This is a genomic window from Saliphagus sp. GCM10025317 (assembly GCF_042663665.1).
Lineage (GTDB): Archaea > Halobacteriota > Halobacteria > Halobacteriales > Natrialbaceae > Natronosalvus.
Genome location: NZ_JBHTAQ010000007.1, coordinates 1312191 through 1328183, shown reverse-complemented (window position 1 = coordinate 1328183; position 15993 = coordinate 1312191). Strand labels below are relative to the sequence as shown.

16 protein-coding genes and 1 tRNA gene are annotated in these 15993 nt (G+C 65.3%); 11 read left to right on the top strand and 6 right to left on the bottom strand.

Annotated features, from left to right (window positions below; translation table 11 throughout):
- The first annotated feature begins 16 nt into the window (after nt 1-16).
- Entirely contained in the window at nt 17-367 is a 351-nt protein-coding gene (locus ACFQS4_RS21250) for a VOC family protein (protein WP_500196332.1), read from the top strand.
- Between the two features lie 26 nt (nt 368-393).
- Here ACFQS4_RS21250 and ACFQS4_RS21245 read toward each other — a convergent pair whose 3' ends face one another.
- Together ACFQS4_RS21245 and ACFQS4_RS21240 are read right to left on the bottom strand one after the other, a co-directional pair.
- On the bottom strand, nt 394-1578 hold the full coding sequence (locus ACFQS4_RS21245; RefSeq protein WP_500196330.1) for an ABC transporter ATP-binding protein: 1185 nt from the start codon (nt 1576-1578) through the stop codon (nt 394-396).
- Between the two features lie 94 nt (nt 1579-1672).
- Nucleotides 1673-2146 (bottom strand): DUF5793 family protein, encoded by a 474-nt coding sequence (locus ACFQS4_RS21240; RefSeq protein WP_500196328.1) that lies wholly within the window; start codon nt 2144-2146, stop codon nt 1673-1675.
- 192 nt (nt 2147-2338) lie between these two features.
- On the opposite strand from ACFQS4_RS21240, the gene ACFQS4_RS21235 reads away from it, so the two are divergent.
- Both ACFQS4_RS21235 and ACFQS4_RS21230 read left to right on the top strand, forming a co-directional pair.
- Nucleotides 2339-4297 (top strand): type II/IV secretion system ATPase subunit, encoded by a 1959-nt coding sequence (locus ACFQS4_RS21235; protein ID WP_500196326.1) that lies wholly within the window; start codon nt 2339-2341, stop codon nt 4295-4297.
- Between the two features lie 28 nt (nt 4298-4325).
- On the top strand, nt 4326-6410 hold the full coding sequence (locus ACFQS4_RS21230; RefSeq protein ID WP_500196323.1) for a type II secretion system F family protein: 2085 nt from the start codon (nt 4326-4328) through the stop codon (nt 6408-6410).
- Nucleotides 6411-6540: 130 nt separating this feature from the next.
- Here ACFQS4_RS21230 and ACFQS4_RS21225 read toward each other — a convergent pair whose 3' ends face one another.
- Nucleotides 6541-6939: a hypothetical protein gene (locus ACFQS4_RS21225; protein WP_500196321.1), complete on the bottom strand. Its 399-nt coding sequence runs from the start codon at nt 6937-6939 to the stop codon at nt 6541-6543.
- 191 nt (nt 6940-7130) lie between these two features.
- Here ACFQS4_RS21225 and ACFQS4_RS21220 point away from each other — a divergent pair, with 191 nt between their 5' ends.
- Complete coding sequence (locus ACFQS4_RS21220; protein ID WP_500196319.1) at nt 7131-7781, top strand: class I SAM-dependent methyltransferase; 651 nt, start codon at nt 7131-7133, stop codon at nt 7779-7781.
- Between the two features lie 77 nt (nt 7782-7858).
- Nucleotides 7859-8155, top strand: a complete 297-nt coding sequence (locus tag ACFQS4_RS21215) for a DUF8072 family protein (protein WP_500196317.1) — start codon at nt 7859-7861, stop codon at nt 8153-8155.
- A gap of 32 nt (nt 8156-8187) precedes the next feature.
- Here the strand turns inward: ACFQS4_RS21215 and ACFQS4_RS21210 are convergent, their stop codons facing one another.
- A complete protein-coding gene (locus ACFQS4_RS21210; protein ID WP_500196315.1) occupies nt 8188-9060 on the bottom strand; it encodes an NAD-dependent epimerase/dehydratase family protein in 873 nt (290 codons plus the stop codon).
- Between the two features lie 280 nt (nt 9061-9340).
- Here ACFQS4_RS21210 and ACFQS4_RS21205 point away from each other — a divergent pair, with 280 nt between their 5' ends.
- Nucleotides 9341-10363 carry a hypothetical protein gene (locus ACFQS4_RS21205; protein ID WP_500196313.1) on the top strand — a complete coding sequence of 341 codons (1023 nt, stop codon included), beginning with the start codon at nt 9341-9343 and terminating at the stop codon, nt 10361-10363.
- Between the two features lie 321 nt (nt 10364-10684).
- Here ACFQS4_RS21205 and ACFQS4_RS21200 read toward each other — a convergent pair.
- Nucleotides 10685-10756, bottom strand: a tRNA-Gly gene (locus tag ACFQS4_RS21200).
- Nucleotides 10757-10877: 121 nt separating this feature from the next.
- On the opposite strand from ACFQS4_RS21200, the gene ACFQS4_RS21195 reads away from it, so the two are divergent.
- The 3 genes from ACFQS4_RS21195 to ACFQS4_RS21185 all read left to right on the top strand — a co-directional run bounded on the left by ACFQS4_RS21195 (nt 10878) and on the right by ACFQS4_RS21185 (nt 13622).
- Nucleotides 10878-11816 carry an alpha/beta fold hydrolase gene (locus tag ACFQS4_RS21195; RefSeq protein WP_500196310.1) on the top strand — a complete coding sequence of 313 codons (939 nt, stop codon included), beginning with the start codon at nt 10878-10880 and terminating at the stop codon, nt 11814-11816.
- A 73-nt stretch (nt 11817-11889) separates the two neighbouring features.
- Nucleotides 11890-12879 carry a VOC family protein gene (locus tag ACFQS4_RS21190; protein WP_500196308.1) on the top strand — a complete coding sequence of 330 codons (990 nt, stop codon included), beginning with the start codon at nt 11890-11892 and terminating at the stop codon, nt 12877-12879.
- Complete coding sequence (locus tag ACFQS4_RS21185) at nt 12876-13622, top strand: alpha/beta hydrolase (RefSeq protein ID WP_500196305.1); 747 nt, start codon at nt 12876-12878, stop codon at nt 13620-13622. The genes ACFQS4_RS21190 and ACFQS4_RS21185 overlap by 4 nt, the downstream gene beginning before the upstream one ends.
- 16 nt (nt 13623-13638) lie before the next feature.
- Here the strand turns inward: ACFQS4_RS21185 and ACFQS4_RS21180 are convergent, their stop codons facing one another.
- Entirely contained in the window at nt 13639-13956 is a 318-nt protein-coding gene (locus ACFQS4_RS21180) for a DUF7111 family protein (RefSeq protein WP_500196303.1), read from the bottom strand.
- Nucleotides 13957-14115: 159 nt separating this feature from the next.
- Between ACFQS4_RS21180 and ACFQS4_RS21175 the strand changes: the two genes are divergently transcribed.
- Together ACFQS4_RS21175 and ACFQS4_RS21170 are read left to right on the top strand one after the other, a co-directional pair.
- Nucleotides 14116-14790: a cupredoxin domain-containing protein gene (locus ACFQS4_RS21175; protein WP_500196301.1), complete on the top strand. Its 675-nt coding sequence runs from the start codon at nt 14116-14118 to the stop codon at nt 14788-14790.
- An 80-nt stretch (nt 14791-14870) separates the two neighbouring features.
- The gene (locus tag ACFQS4_RS21170) at nt 14871-15950 is read left to right on the top strand and encodes a DUF3267 domain-containing protein (protein ID WP_500196299.1); all 1080 of its coding nucleotides are present in this window, start codon (nt 14871-14873) and stop codon (nt 15948-15950) included.
- The last annotated feature ends 43 nt before the right edge of the window (nt 15951-15993 follow it).

Genomic DNA, 15993 nt, shown 5'->3' with positions numbered 1-15993 from the left:
CGCACTCGAATCGACCATGGCCGGCATCGTCTTCTTCGGCACCGAATCGCTCGAGTCGATCGTCGACTTTTACGTCGAGAAGCTCGGCGCGGAACGGTGGCTCGAACAGCCCGATTGTACGATCCTCTCATACGACAATCTCCTGGTCGGATTCTGTGCTCGCGAGAGCGGCGAAACGGACGGCACGATCACGTTCGTCTTCGACACCGCGAGCGAAGTCGACGCGATGTACGAGCGCCTCGCAAACCGGGCGCGCGGGGAACCGGTGGAGAACGACCGCTATCGAATCTACCAGTTCTTCGCCGAGGATCCGGAGGGACGGACGCTCGAGTTTCAGACGTTTCGCCACGAGACTGATTCGCTGTAAGAGAAGTCAGACAACCAAACAGACGCTCAATCGGCCGAACTCGAGGCCGTCTCGCTCTCGACGCCCGATTCGACGGCGTCGACGCGCTGGTCGGCGGGGAACCACGCCAGGTCGTGGTCGGCGGTCACCCTGACGGCGACGCGCTCGTCCAGGTCGATCCGGTCCGAGTGGTTGTGCATGCACTCGATGGTCTCGCCGTCGTCGAGTTCGACGCGGTAGAGAATCGTCGGGCCGAGGTAGCGCCGGTAGACGACCGTCCCGTCGGCCTCGGGGCCGCCCGCGGGGTAGGCCGTCACGTCGTCGGGGCGCAGGAGGAGGTCGATGTCGGTCCCGTCGTACTCGGCGACGAGGCCGTCGACGTCCGCTCGCAGGACGCGACCCAGGGGCGTGGAGACGTGATCGCCGCGGACGGTTCCCGACAGGAAACTCGCGTGCCCGAGAAAGCCGGCGACGAACCGCGATTTGGGGTGCTGGAAGACGCGTTCGGGTTCGTCGATCTGCTCGAGGTCGCCGTCGTTCATGACGGCCACGCGGTCGGACACCGAGAGCGCCTCCTCCTGGTCGTGGGTGACCGAGACGGCCGTCACGCCGGTTTCCTTGATGATCCGCCGAACCTCCTCGCGCATCTCGACGCGGAGGTCGACGTCGAGGTTCGAGAACGGTTCGTCCAGCAGCAACATCTCGGGTTCTGGGGCGAGCGAGCGAGCGAGCGCGACCCGCTGTTGCTGGCCGCCGGAAAGTTCCTCGGGATAGTCGTCGCCGTGCTCGCTCAGGTTCACCAGGGCGAGCAGTTCGTCGACACGGGCCTCCCGTTCGTCCGCGGGCCAGTCGGTGAGCCCGAACGCGACGTTCTCCCTGGCCGTCAGGTGCGGAAAGAGCGCGAATTCCTGGAACACGATGCCGACGCCGCGTTCTTCCGGTGGGATGAACGAGCCGTTTCCGGCCACTGACGTTCCGTCGAGACGAATCTCGCCGCCGTTCGGTCGCTCGAGGCCAGCAATGAGTCGAAGCGTCGTCGTCTTGCCACAGCCGGACGGGCCGAGGAGAGTCAGGATCTCGCCCTCGCGGACGGTGAGCGAGAGGTCGTCGATGACCGCCTCAGAGCCATACTGTTTCGCGACGCCCTCGAGTTCGAGGACGACGTCGCTGGTGGGCGTTGCGTCCGCGAGTCGGTCGTCGGCCGTCGACGTGAGCAGGGATTCGTGAGCCATTGGCAACCGCTGTCTTCGTTAGTTTAGGCCACCCTAAAACACTTATAGTTGCCGGTCCGTTCCCGACAGGTCGAAATTGAGCCCCTGCGAGTGGCTACAGTTCGACGCCGCTCGGGATCAGGCTCCGGTGCCGGAGCAGGTCGCCGTCGTCGTCGTAGACGAGAAACGTGCGCTTGTCGTACTCGACGAACGGCTCGCCGTCGAGGGTGATCGTGACGTGGTAGCGCCCGCCGTCGTCGGTCGTGCCCTCGCCGTAGCCGCGAGCGGCCCGGATGAACTGCAGGACGTCCTGGGCAGGGACGTTGAGCTCGAGGACGAACTCGCCGGTCACGCGGTTCGTGACGCTGACGACGCCGTCGGTATCCCCGGCATCGACCGGACCCTGGAGTCGAAGCGCGGCGTCCGTCTGGCTAGCCTCGAGTGGCTCACCATCGGGGTCAGTGAGACGATCTTGGAGAAGTGTCGCTGGACCGGTACAGTCGATCGTTACGGCGGGTTTCTTCGGATCACTGTCGGTCTCGATCCAGTCGACGTTGCTGGCAGTTAGCGTGAAGTGCTCGCGCTTCATTACGCAACGACGACTTCGCACTCACGGGGTATGAACGTAACGCCCATTATGCGTTTTCTGCACATCCGGACAAAACAGTCCAGCAGGGAAACGGTGCTGACGTCCGTCGAATCCCCGCGTCGGATCTCGGCAGATGGCCATCTGATTTAAGACGATACGGTCTCTCCTTAGAAGAGACTGCGAACAGAGACGATGGAACCACACAGCGACACCGATGCAGGGGCCGAACTCGACACCACCGCGGACACTACCGAGAACGCGAATGCCCCCGCGAGCGACACGTCGTCGGCAACCGACGCGAACGAAGAGAGTGGTGGCGACGATGCGACGGTCGCGGACCTCGAGGACGCCGGAATCGCCGAAGACGCCAAGGATGCCGGAACCGCCGAGAACGCCAAAACCGACGAAATCCCTTCGAACGTCGATGACGACGCAACACACCCTCCAGACTCGGCTCTCGAGTCCACGTTCGACCAGATTCGGCGCACGCTACGTCGAGTGGTCGACGTACTACAGGGCTCTCACATCGACGTGACGGCCTACGATCCCGCCGCACACGGCCCGCTCGTCACGTTCGACGACGCTGACGGCCTCGAGGAGGTCGACCGCTACTGGGTGAACGCCCCCTTCTCGTTCGTCGTGATCCAGTACGACGAGGCCGCCAATCACCACCGCTATCGAACGGTCGAACCCACCCTCACCGACGAGGAACGACTCGTGCTCGAGACGCTGCTCGAGGACGTGCGCGATCCGCTCCTCTACCGACAGACGGACGACGAAGACGTGGAGGAATTGCTTCGATCCACCGTCCGCGAGTACCTCGAGCGCTACGGTGGCGAGGTCGACATGGCGACATTCTACCGACTCTTCTACTACATCTTCAGGGACTTTCGGGGATACGGACGACTCGACCCGATCATGCACGACCCGCACGTCGAGGACGTCTCCTGTGACGGGTACGACCTCCCCATTTTCGTCTATCACGACCAGTACACGGACGTCGAGACCAACGTCAGCTTCGGCGAAGACGAACTCGATCGATTCGTCGTCCGCCTCGCCCAGCACTCCGGGCGCCACATCTCCATCGGCGACCCGATGGTCGAGACGACCCTCGAGGACGGATCCCGGGCCGAACTCGCCCTCGGGACGGAGGTCACGCCGCGAGGGTCCGCGTTCACCATCCGGAAGTACGCCGACGAACCGCTCACGCCGGTCGACCTCGTCCGGTACGGGACGTTCAGCGTCGAGCAGATGGCTTATCTCTGGCTGGCCATCGAGCACAACAAGAGCCTGCTCTTCGCCGGTGGGACCGCCTCGGGGAAGACGACGAGCATGAACGCCATCTCGATGTTCGTCCCGCCGCGCTCGAAGGTCCTCACCATCGAGGACACCCGCGAACTCCAGTTGCACCACGACAACTGGCTCTCCTCGGTCACCCGCGAGCGCATCCACGAGGGGAAGAACGTCACCATGTACGACCTCCTGCGGTCGGCGCTTCGCCACCGCCCCGAGTACATCGTCGTGGGCGAGGTTCGCGGTGAGGAGGCCATCACGCTCTTCCAGGCGATGAACACCGGCCACACGACCTACTCGACGATGCACGCCGACTCCGTGCAGACGGTCATCAACCGCCTCGAGAACGAGCCGATCAACGTGCCCCGGGCGATGGTCCAGAGCCTGGACATCCTCTCGGTGCAGACGCTCACCAGGCTCGGCGGCGAGCGCGTCCGGCGGAACAAGGTCCTCGCAGAGATCGAGGGCATCGACCAGCGAACGGGCGAGTTGGACTACTCCACCGCCTACTCCTGGGACGGCGAGACGGACACGTTCACCGCCGAAACCAGCCACGTCGTGACCGAGATTCAACACGAGCGCGGCTGGACCCAGCGGGAACTCCTGACCGAACGACGCAACCGGGAACGATTCCTCGAGTACGCGCTCGAACACGAGATTTCGGACTACCGACGATTCACGGCGCTCGTCAACGAGTACTACGCCGACCAGGAGCGCGTGCTCGAGCGGATCGAGGACGCGAGCGAGAGCGACGGAGTCGACGGACTCGAGACAAGTGAAAACGAGACCGGCGAAAGCACGAACGACACGGACGCGACACCGCCGAAGCGAGTGGACGACTCGCTCGAGACGAAGTGACGCGGAGAGATCGACTGCACCCACAATCATGACCCGCGCAAACTTCCTCCCGCTCGCGTTCGCGGTCGTCCTCTGTTCGCCGATCCTGCTCGCGGCCGTCAACCGGGGGGTCGACACGCTCTTCGCCCGAATAGCGGATCGGCTCTTCGGCCCCTACGTCGAGGAGTTCAGGTCCGAACACCCCGGGAGACAGGACGCGCTTCGAGCGGCACACATCCCGACCACCTATCGCGAGTACGGGGCGAAGTCGCTCCTCTACGCCGGCCTGCTCGCTATCGTCGGCAGTATTCTTGGCATCTACGTTAGCTGGGGACTCCTGCTCGTCCTCTCGATTGAACCCGCAGTGATGCGCGAGCAGCTACCGGGTGCTCTCTCCTTTCTCGCGAACGTCGCCGGCATCCCGACGCTCTCGGCGCTCGAGCTATTCGGACTCTTGCTCGTCTCCTGTCTGACCCTCGGGGTGCTCGCCGGCGTCGGCACCTACTGGTTCCGGTGGTGGTACCCGGGCTACGTCGCCGACAACCGGGCGCGACGAATCGAGTACACCCTGCCGTCGACCGTCGCGTTCATTTACGCCCTCTCACAGAGCGGGATGGAGTTCCCCACGGTCGTCCGTATCGTCGCCGCTCACGACGACACCTACGGGGAGGCCGCCAGCGAATTTCGCGTCGCCGTCCGGAACATGGACACCTTCGGGACGGACGTGATCACGGCGCTGCAGACGATGAGCCGACGTTCCCCGAGCCCCCAGTTCCGCGAGTTCTCCGAGAACCTGATCAGCGTCCTCAAGAGCGGCCACAGCCTCTCGTCGTTCCTCGAGCGCCAGTACCACGACTACCAGGAGGAGTCGGAGTCCCAACAAGAACGCATGCTCGACTTGCTCGGCACGCTCGCGGAATCGTACGTCACCGTCCTGGTCGCCGGGCCGCTGTTTCTCATCACGATCCTGTTCGTCATCGGCATCTCCGTCGGCGACACCCTCGGCCCCCTGCAGGTGTTGATCTACGTCATCCTGCCGTTTGGCAATCTGGCCTTCATCGTCTACTTGAGCATGGTCACCGACTCGGTCAACCCCGGCCGGACGATCGACGAGGGCGACATCGACGACCCGGGACCGGACCAGCAGGCTCTCGCCCAAACCGACGGTGGATTCCGAAACGACACCTCACCCCCGCCGAACGTCGAGCGAATCCACATCTACAGACGTCTCCGAGCGGTTCGAGACCGACTGGGATCCCCGCTCGAGACGCTGCTCGACCGGCCGACACGCTCGCTCCTGGTGACGGGACCGATCGCGTTCGGGTTGATCGCCTGGCGACTCCCCGAGGCGACGACCGAGACCGGAATCGACGCGGCCGCCATCGACGACGTCCTGGTCGTCGCCGGCCTCCTCGTGGGAACCACGTTCGCCGTCCTGTACGCGATTCACCGGCGGCGGGTCGACGCCGTCGAAGCGGCTATCCCCGACTTTCTCGACCGCCTCGCGAGCGTCAACGAGGCCGGGGTGGCGCTCGTTTCGGCGATCGGTCGCCTCCGCGACTCGGACCTCGGCGCGCTCGACGTCGAACTCGAGCGCATCTGGGCGGACGTCCAGTGGGGGGCCGACCTCGAGACGGCGCTCGTCCGGTTCGGTACCCGGGTTCGGACGCGGGCGGCCTCCCGCGTCGTGACGCTCCTGACGGAAGCAATGAACGCCAGCGGAAACCTCGCCACCGTGTTGCGAACCGCCGCCCGGCAGGCCGCGGCCGACCGACGGCTCAAGCGCGCCCGCCAGCAGGCGATGCTCGAGTACATGGTCGTCGTCTACATCTCGTTTCTCGTCTTCCTGTTCATCATCGCCGTCCTGGCGGGATACATGCTCCCGACGCTCCAGGCGGCCGCCGTCGAGGGCGGCAGCGAGTCGCTCGAGTCGTCCCAGGTCGAGGGGCTGTCGGGACTCGACAGCGTCGACGCCGCGACCTACACACTCCTGTTCTACCACGCGACGCTCATTCAGGGGGCGTTCTCGGGGCTGATCGCTGGACAATTGAGTACGGGAGACCTGAAAGCCGGGGTGAAACACGCCGTGGCGATGGTCGCGCTCTCGTTCGTGCTGTTCGTGGTCGTGATCTGAGGTAGCGTTCGCTCGGGAGCTAACGACAGTCGATCAGGGACGTCATTCCGGAGCTGGCGCTACCGCCTCCCGTTCGTCGGGAGCGTACTCGAGTTACCCTCTCCACGCTCTCCACGACGACGTACTCAAGTCACTCCTCTTTCGTGTGACCGTCGGAATCGGAATCGTCGACGGTGATCTGCCGTGGCTCGACGGGTTCGTCGTTCCCGCCCTTGCTCCCGCCGACTGGAATCTTCGTCTGCAACTCGCTGGCGAACGACTGCACCCGATCGAGTAACGTCTCGACTTCCTGTTCGAACTCCTCGACGGATCGTTCGACGTAGTGGACGCGACGGGTCGGGATCCGCCGGACGATGTCGTGGCCCTCCTCGTCCTCGTTGGTCTTGATGATCCAGTGGTCCTGGAAGTACGCGACGTGCTCGTTCGGGATCGACTTCCTGACGGTTCCCTCGTCCGGGTCTTCGTAGACGATCGTGGCCTCGCCGAGATCGCGCTGGATCTCGAGGTCGTCGTCGACAGCGTCGGTCATGGGCGAACGTGCGCCACGAGCGGGTGTAGGGATTGTGCTTGCAACGCAGCAGTTAGCCACCCGCTGAAGTAGTCGATGGGTTCCACGACGTCTGGCGGTGTCGACGCTGCGCATCGACCGACGCGTTCGAACGGGCCCCATCACCGGCAGGAACGAACGTTTTTGGTTCGACGCCACCGACCTCGAGCCAGATGGACAGACGGAGCGAGGTACGGGAGACGTACGACCGGATCGCCATCCACTTCGCGTCCACGCGCGAGTACGCCTGGCCGGAGGTGGAGGCGTTCGTCGACGAGTACGTCGGCGGTGCAGACAGCCCGGAAATCGGTCTCGACCTGGGCTGTGGCAACTGCCGGCACGCCGAGGTGCTCGCCGAGTGGGTTCAGCGCGTCGTCGGCCTGGACGTCAGCCGCGGGTTACTCGAGACCGGTCGGGATCGCGCCCTCGAGCGTGGCTTCTCGGTGGATATCGTGCAGGGTGAGGCCGCATCCCTTCCGCTCCGAAGCGACGTCGTGGACGCTGCCGTCTACGTCGCGACGATTCACCACCTCCCGACCAGAGCTGAGCGCGTGGCGAGCCTCGACGAACTCGCTCGCGTGCTCACCCCCGGGAGCGTGGCCCTCGTGAGCGCCTGGAGCACCGCCCACGACGCCTTCGACGAGACCGCGGGATTCGACACGACCGTCGAGTGGACGCTCCCCGGCGGTGAGAGCGTCGACCGATTCTATCACATCTACGACCCCGACGAGTTCGAGACCGATCTCGAGACGAGTGCTCTCGAGACCGTATCCCTCGAGATCTCGAGCGGCAACTGCTACGCGGTGGTCCGCCCCCGTTCCTGACTCCGGTCGGCGATGGCCCGGAGACTGTCGAGAGCGAAACCGGTACCGTTTCTCCCTCCCACCGTCTCGAGACACACATGGCCGATCTGAATCCCATCGCGAAGCGCATCCACAACGTCTCGCCCAAGCCGGTTCGACTCACCCTCGAGGACGGCACCGAGGCCGTGTTCGAAATGGACTGGGTGGAGTTCTTCCAGCAGGAGTTCAAAGCCGAAGGAGGCCGCGAGGACGAACCCGACATCGAGTACCGGTTCGTCTCGAGCGCCGACAACGAGTCCGTCCTCGTCGGTCGCCGGGCGTCGAGGGAAGAGGGGGACGAGGAGGGCTGGTCGATGGTCGGACGCGTGCTCGAGGCCGAGGCGGCGGACGAGTAGCGTCCGTCACCGCCCGTCGGTCTCCTCGATCGTCACCCCGGCGGCCCCTGCCACGCCGTCGCGTCGTCGGCCGGGTCGTAGCCGACGACCTCGCGTGCGTGCTCGAGGTCGAGCCAGCTTCGGTCGCTCGCGCTACGGCCGTAGAAGACGTCGAACTCGCCCCGTTCGTCGTCAGCCTCGGCTCGAGCAACCTCGGCCCCGCGCTCGAGACAGCGAGCGACCTCCCGGGCGAGGTCTCGGCGCGACTGCCACATGCACTTCTGACGGGCGACCTGCTCTTCGTAGGCATCGCTGTCTCGCTCGTACTCGCCCCGATCGACGCCGCGCTCGGCGTCCCCGTAGGGGTGGTCGTACTCCGGGTCGCGAACCGAACCGATCCGAATCGCGTAGCAGTTCACGCCGTGGGCGTCCGCCGCCAGCTGTCCCATCGCCTCGCCGAAGACCTTGACGACGCCGTAGCGAGAGTCGGGCCGCAGCGGGGCGGTGTGATCGATCAAGAGGTCGTGGTCCGGTCCGTAGATCTCGGGGGCGTTCTGCACCTCGTACATGCCGACCGCGTGATTCGAGGACGCGTAGACGACCGTGTCGACTCCCTCGTTGGTTGCCGCCTCGAGGACGTTTCCGATCGCCTGGCAACTCGCGGCGAACCCCTCGCTCCAGGCGAGCGAGTTCGACCCCGGGCCGCCGAGGAAGTCGGGCATCCCCAAGTGGATGACGGCGTCCTGGCCGACCATCGCCTCCCGGACGGTCGCGTAGTCGGTGACGTCGCCCATCGTCGTCTCGTACTCGGGGTGGGGTTCGATGTCGATCCAGGTGGGCTCGAGGTCGGTCTCGAGTTCGGACTCGAGGTGCTCGCGGATCGCGGTGCCGACGGTACCGTTCGCGCCGGTGACGAGGACGTTCATAGGGGACGTACGGGAGCCTCGTACAAAGTGTTCCGTGCGAGAGCCGCGACCTCGTCACTTGTGGTGACCTCGTCCGTCAATTGCGATTCGTCGCTCGAGAGTTGTGACTCGAGACTGTTCACCAGGTAAAGCAGATTTGTTGAAACTCTTCGTAGATAGTGATCTTTGGTTGCTGAATACAGAGGATGAGTTCAGCAGAGCGGTAACTGAGCGTGACTACTGTTAGATTTATGATGGGAATGACGGTGGGGATTTGTGTGTCGCGACCGAACGGTCCGGTGTGAATCAGACCGACACCAGCGCACGATCGGAGTCGAAGCCAGAACTCGATACCGTGCGGGCCGCGACGAGAAGCGGCCGTGAGTACCTCTCGAGAGCAGCACCGTATCTCCGGCACGGCGTCGAATCAGGTACAGTAACGGCGATTATCGGAGGAACGGGCCTCCTCAGCGGCACCCGAGCGCTCCTGGCCGGCGAGCGCGAGCGCGGTCTCGCCAGAATCGTCCTGGGAGCCGGGTTTATAGCAGCTGCGCTCGACCAGCGGCGGTCCCGCAGCCGCGACGAGGTACCTGACGTCGAGCAAACCGACGTGGTAGACACGCCGCCCGACGTCGATGCAATCGCTGATGAGGCCGGCGGCGTCGCGGAGGAAGACCACGCCGCTGGTGAAACGGCCGTGGAGGTCGCTGACACGTCCCCGGATATCGACGACGTGGAGTCGGGGCTCGAGTCCGAATCTAACGCCGAGTCGGCATCGGTCAGCCAGCGCGATGTCGTCGACATCGGCGTCGAGAGCGAGGACCTATCGGAGGCGACCGAACGCGAAACGGGGGATGCCGATGGCGAGGAAGAGACGAGCGACGAGACGACGACCGAGGAGGACACTGACGCCGGCGATAGCACCGAAACAGCCGATATCGATCGTCTGGGCGAGGCGGCCTTCGACAGGCAGAGTCGGGAGGTTCCGGCGCCACAGCGAGCGTTCAACCAGGGCTATCTGGCCCACTCGACCGAGGCGTTCTGGGGAATTCGTGCGCACGACGACGCGGTGTTGGTCTCTCTCGACTACGATGCTCTCGAGGGCCGCGACGGGATGCAGTACGTTGCCAGCAGTGAAATCGGCCAGGACGTCCGCGAGCTACCGATCCCCGACGCCGTCCTCAACCACTGGGACGAGGTATTCGGCGGCGGTACTGCCGTCCTCGGTGGCGATGACATTCTCTTCGTTACGACCGAGGATCTCGCGACTGACGGACTGCTACGCATCCTCCCTGCGGAGTGGGCCGACGACCTGACGACGTAACGATTCGGTTCGACCCCGAGAACCGATTCTGCGTGAGTGTATTCAGCCTGGCTGCTGAAACGTATCTCTGTCAGAGGAGTTCGACAAGACCGGTAAATCGAAATCGAAATCCGTGCGCTACTCGAGTCCCGATTACTCGAGATCCGGACTCTCAGGTGTCACTCGCACTCGAGAGAGGGCCACTGCTTGAGAGTTGTGTTGTCCACCGACTGCGCGGTCCGGGATTTGAACTCGATGGCGAGACCTCACTCCGTTCGGTCTCGCGTAGTTCAAATCCCGCAGTGCGATTGCCGTCGCTCGCGAATTTGCTCGCGACAGTAATGCGCGGTCCGGGATTTGAACCCGGGTCATCAGCTTGGAAGGCTGAGGTCATAGCCGCTAGACCAACCACGCAAGCACCCGGTTATTGGGCACCCTGGTTTAAGGGCGTTCCCTTTTCGGACGCTACTTATACAGGGGATACCCGGGATACACAAACCCCATCGATAAGGGCACGCGCGTCGAAGAATACCCCATGAAGCTTCGATCCGCCCTCGGAGCGGCCGCCGGAACCGTCGGCCTGACCGCACTCGGGAACCGCCTCCTGGCGTCCCGCGCCGCCCCCCTCGAGAACCCCGTTCCCGGCGTCGAGCGAACCTACCACTGGCGAGGAATGGACGTCCGGTACACGGTCGCCGGCGAGCCGGACGCCCCGGACATGGTGCTGGTCCACGGCATCCACGCCGCAGCGAGCGGGCGGGAGTTCGCCGACGTCGTCGAGGAGCTCGCGGACACCTACCGCGTGACGGTCGTCGACCTCCCCGGATTCGGGCGCTCCGATCGTCCGCCGCTCGTCTACTCGCCCGAACTCTACGCCGAGTTCCTCGAGGAGTTCCTCCGCGACCAGACCGAGACCCCGATCGTCGTCACTTCCTCGCTCTCGGCGTCGTTCGCCGTCGACGCCGCATCCGAGGTCGACCTCGAGCGCCTGATCCTGATCTGCCCGCTGGCCGACACCACCGAGCGCCGGCCGTGGATTCGGACCCTGTTCCGGACCCCGCTCGTCGGCACCGCGCTGTTCAACGTCCTCGTGAGCAAGCCCTCGACCCGGTACTTCTACGAACGCGACGGGTACTACGACGCCGACCGGATCGACCCCGCAGCCCTCGAGTACGCCTGGCAGAGTGCCCACCAACCCGGGGCGAAGTACGCGCCAGCGTCGTTCGTCGCTGGCACGCTCGACCCCGAATCCGACTTCGACCTGGCGACCGAACTCGCGGCCCTCGAGACCCCGACTACGCTTGTCTGGGGGCGAGACGCCGAACTCGTCCCGCTCCGGGACGGCCGGGAACTCGCCGACGCCGCCGACCTCGACCTCGTCGTCATCGACTACGCGACGCAGATGCCCCACGCCGAACACCCCGAGAAGTTCCTCGAGTACGTCTCAGCGGAGTTGCCACGGACGGATTCCTGATTCAGCGTTCACTCGAATCGATAGCACTCGAGTAGAATCCGAACGCGAATCAACTGGACGAACCAACCCGAAGATGCTCACCGACACTCCCGGACTCCACCACGTCACGACGATCACGGGCCCGCCTCAGCCGACGCTCGACTTCTATCTCGAGACGCTCGGGTTGACCCTGTGCTGTCGGACGGTCAACTTCGAGGACATCCTCGCTCACCACCTCTACTTCGGTGACCCGTCGGCGACACCGGGAGCAATACTAACGTGCTTTCCCTACGGCGACGTCGATCCGGGGCGCCTCGGTGCGCCTCAGCCGACCGCCGTCGCCTTCGCGATCCCGCTGGATTCGATCTCGTCCTGGCGGCGGCGACTCGATGGCCGGGGACACGAGGTCGCGGAGGAAACCCGGTTCGACGAACGCGTGCTCTCGATCACCGATCCCGACGGAACGCCGATCGAACTCGTCGAGCGGTCGCCGCCGATCGCGGAGTCCTCGCCGATCGAGGCCCGAGAAGACGGCCCCGTCCCACCGGCCGTCGGCATCCGCGGGCTCCATGGCGTGACGCTCACGCCGGTCGACCCCTACGCGACCGCGGCCACGCTCGAGACCCTGGGGCTCGAGCGAGTCGGCCAGGAGGGGGATCGAATTCGCTATCGCGCGAACGGAACACACGCGAGAGTTATCGACATCCTCGATCGATCCCTGCCGTACGGCCGCGAGGGGCCGGGGACGATTCACCACGTCGCCGTCCGGGCCGCGAGCGTCGACGAACTCTACGAGTGGCACGACCTGTTTCGTGAGCGGGGGTACGAAACTTCCCGGGTGAAAGACCGCCACTTCTATCACTCGCTGTACGTCCGCGGGCCAGGCGGCGTCCTGTTCGAACTCGCGACCGAGTCGCCCGGCTTCGACGTCGCCGACTCGAGCCCCGACGCGCTGTACCTGCCACCCCGGTTCGAGGCCGACCGTGGGCTGATCGAGAGCCAGTTACCGCCGGTGACGGTTCCCGGCGTCGACGATCGCGACGAGGGTAAATCGGGGTCCAACGAGCGGAGCGATCGGCCGTGACCGAGGATCGAGCCCCCTCGCACGCAACCGAGTCGATACTCCAGGCCGGAGCGCCAGCGGGAGCGAGTCGGGCCGCCCTCGTCGTCGTCCACGGCCGGGGCGCGACCGCACAGGGGGCGATCAACCTCTTCGAGCCGCTCTCGCGCCACGGCCTCTCCGTCTTCGCCCCGCAGGCGTTCCGGGACCGGTGGTATCCGCCGACGCCTGAAACAGAACTCGAGCCGGACGACCCGTGGCTCGTGGCGAGCGTCGACCGCGTCGAGACGTGTCTCGAGCGAGCGTCGGCTGTCGGCGTCGGTGCCGAGCGAACGGTGCTCGTCGGCTTCTCCCAGGGGGCTCGCGTCGCAGCCGAATTTCTGTGCCAGTTCCCTCGACGTTACGGCGGTGCCGGCATCCTCGCTGGAACGGTTCCTGGCGTCTCGAGCGAGTCCGACGAGCCGTCGGATCGACAGTTACAGTCGCCGTCCCGGTCTCGACCGCGGTCGAGATCTCGATCCCGGCCTCGTCCTCAACCTCGGCTACCCGACGGCTCACTCGAGCGCACCCCAATCTTGCTCGCGTTCGGCGACGACGACCCGTACGTCTCTCTGGCGGCCGCGCGAGCGAGTGCAACGATCCTCGAGGAAGCGGGCGGTGACGTCGAGGTAATGGCCACGCCAGACACCGGCCACGCCGTCAGCGACGAGGCGTTCGCCTGGCTCGAGCGACGGATCGAGGCAGTGCTCGAGTCGACGACTCGGTAGCGGGCTACTCGAACGCCTACATCCCCATGTCTGCCGCAGGCTCCGGAACCGGTAGCTCGTGTGGCGCCACCCCCAGACGCTCGGCGACGTGATCGAGGGCCATGTCGAACCCGTAGTAGCGCTCGAGTTCGTCGCCCGTCGCGGTCGGTCGAACCTTGAGCATCGCGTATCCCTCGCGGTTCTGGGCGACCGCCGCCGTGGTCCCATCGCGGTCGAACTCGAGCACTCGTTCCTCGTCCGTTTCGCTGTAGGTCGCGGTGATTCCGTTCGCCTCGGCAGGTGTTTCGGCGTCAGCGTCGCCGTCGCCATCGCCTTCCGCTCGCTCGTCGGTCATACGACGCGATTCCGGGGCCGGGTACGCGAAGGTATCGGTTCCGGGCTCCTGAACAGACGACCGACTCGTCTCGACAGTGGTGTCGAATCGTGTGATAATCAGTCCTTGACGAGAGTATGGATCCCGTACTTATTCGACCGGCTCTCGAGTGTCGATCCGATGACGCACTCGAGACTCGTTTCGCGACGCCGGTTCGTGGCCCTCCTCGGAGCGACTGCGGGTTCGTCACTCGTGGCCGGGTGTCTGGCAGAGAGAGAGCCAGAATCCGACGACGGTCCGGAGGACGAACGCGACGACACGACGACCGAATCGACCGATTCCGACGACGACTCTGAGATCGGTGAGAGCGAACCGGACGACCCCGAATCCGATAGCGACGGCGAGACGGCAGAGGACGACGGCCGGTCGGACTCCGAATCCGACGCGAACGGTGATGCCGAGGACGGCGACAGTGATAGAACGGAGGAAACGAATGGCTCCGACGAGACGGCCCCGAAGGACGTCGACGAGTTCGTCTTCGAAGCCCGGACGTCTCACTTTACGGGGCTCGAGCCGTCCGCCATCGCCGACGAACGGAATCCGACGCTCTCGCTGACCGAGGGGGAGCGGTACACGATCACCTGGCACAACGCGGACGGACACGTACACAACGTCGAAATTCGGGACGAAAACGAGGACGTCGTCCAGGACTACCGAACTGAACCGACGGACGCCGAGTCCCAGTCGCTCACGTTCGAGGCGACCGCGGATGCGGCGGCATACGTCTGCGATTTGCACGCCTCCTGGGGCCAGCGCGGGTCCATTGACGTCGTTTCGGACGGCGGTGACGCGTAGTCGGCTCTCGAGGCTCGTGGTGACCGCGAAAACAGGGACACGGACAGGGAGACACGAACACGAGAGCACGAACAGCGAGCGTGAAGGCGCTCGAGTCGATCACCGTCTCGTCGAACGCGACAGCCATCCGAACCGATACCCCTAACTCGTTCGTCACGAACTGCCACCTGTTCGCAGCCGTGACCGCTACCGACGACCGATGGGCCTACCAGCACCTCTCGAGCCTGCGGGCTCCGCGGTCGGCTGCTGGCCGCTGGGCGCTCTGCTCGGCAGTCGCCTTCCTGTACAGCTGGTACGTCGCACTCGACCTCCACGGCGCCGCTCTCGGCCGTCCGTTCGACGGCGTCGTCATCGATCCGTCGGCCCTGGCGAGCGGACTCGAGGTCGTCGCGCTCGTCGTCGGCGCGTTCTTCGTCGTCGCCGTTCCCCACGAGCTCCTCCACGGCGTGGTCATGCGCCACTTCGGCGGCCGACCGCACTACGGCGTTCGGACGGCCCGGTTCGGGATTCCCTACGCCTACGCCGAAACGCGAACCGACTACGGCCGCAACCAGATGGTCGCCATCCTGGTCGCCCCCGTCGTCGTCATCTCGATCGTCGGATTCGCGCTCGCGGTCGGCCTGGGCGCTCGATGGCCGCTCGTCCTCCTCGCCGCCAACGTCGCGGGATCCGTCGGGGACTGCTGGATGGCCAGCCGATTGCTCCAGTACCCCGAGTGCGTTCGCGTCGGGCCGCCGCCGGCCGATGGGGGCGGGAACGAAGGTGGAGACGGCGACGAAGACGGGGCTGAGAATAGGGACGAATACGGGGACGGGGACGAGGACGAGGACGAGGACGGAGCACTCGCGATTTACGGCCGTTCCGCAGACCCCCAATCGAGGCCGCCCGCTCGAGTCGTCCACTCCTTTCTCGTTGGGACCGTTGGGACGGTCGTCGTACTCGCGCTAGGACTCGTCGTCCTCGTGTTCGCCTCTCTCGCTTTCGATTCGGGTGCCGTCGTACTCGCTGACGGCGACGGGAACTGGCTCCTCTTCCGTCACGAACCGACGGCTGACCGGGGCGTACTGGTCGAAGTCGGCCACCGGGTCGTCGCGGCGCTCGGAGTGGTGGGTGGAGTCCTCTGGCTCGGCGTCGGCGGGGGACTCGAGGCGCCACGTTGAGCGCTCGTCGAGTTCGACGATCGACCATCACGGGAGTCTACGC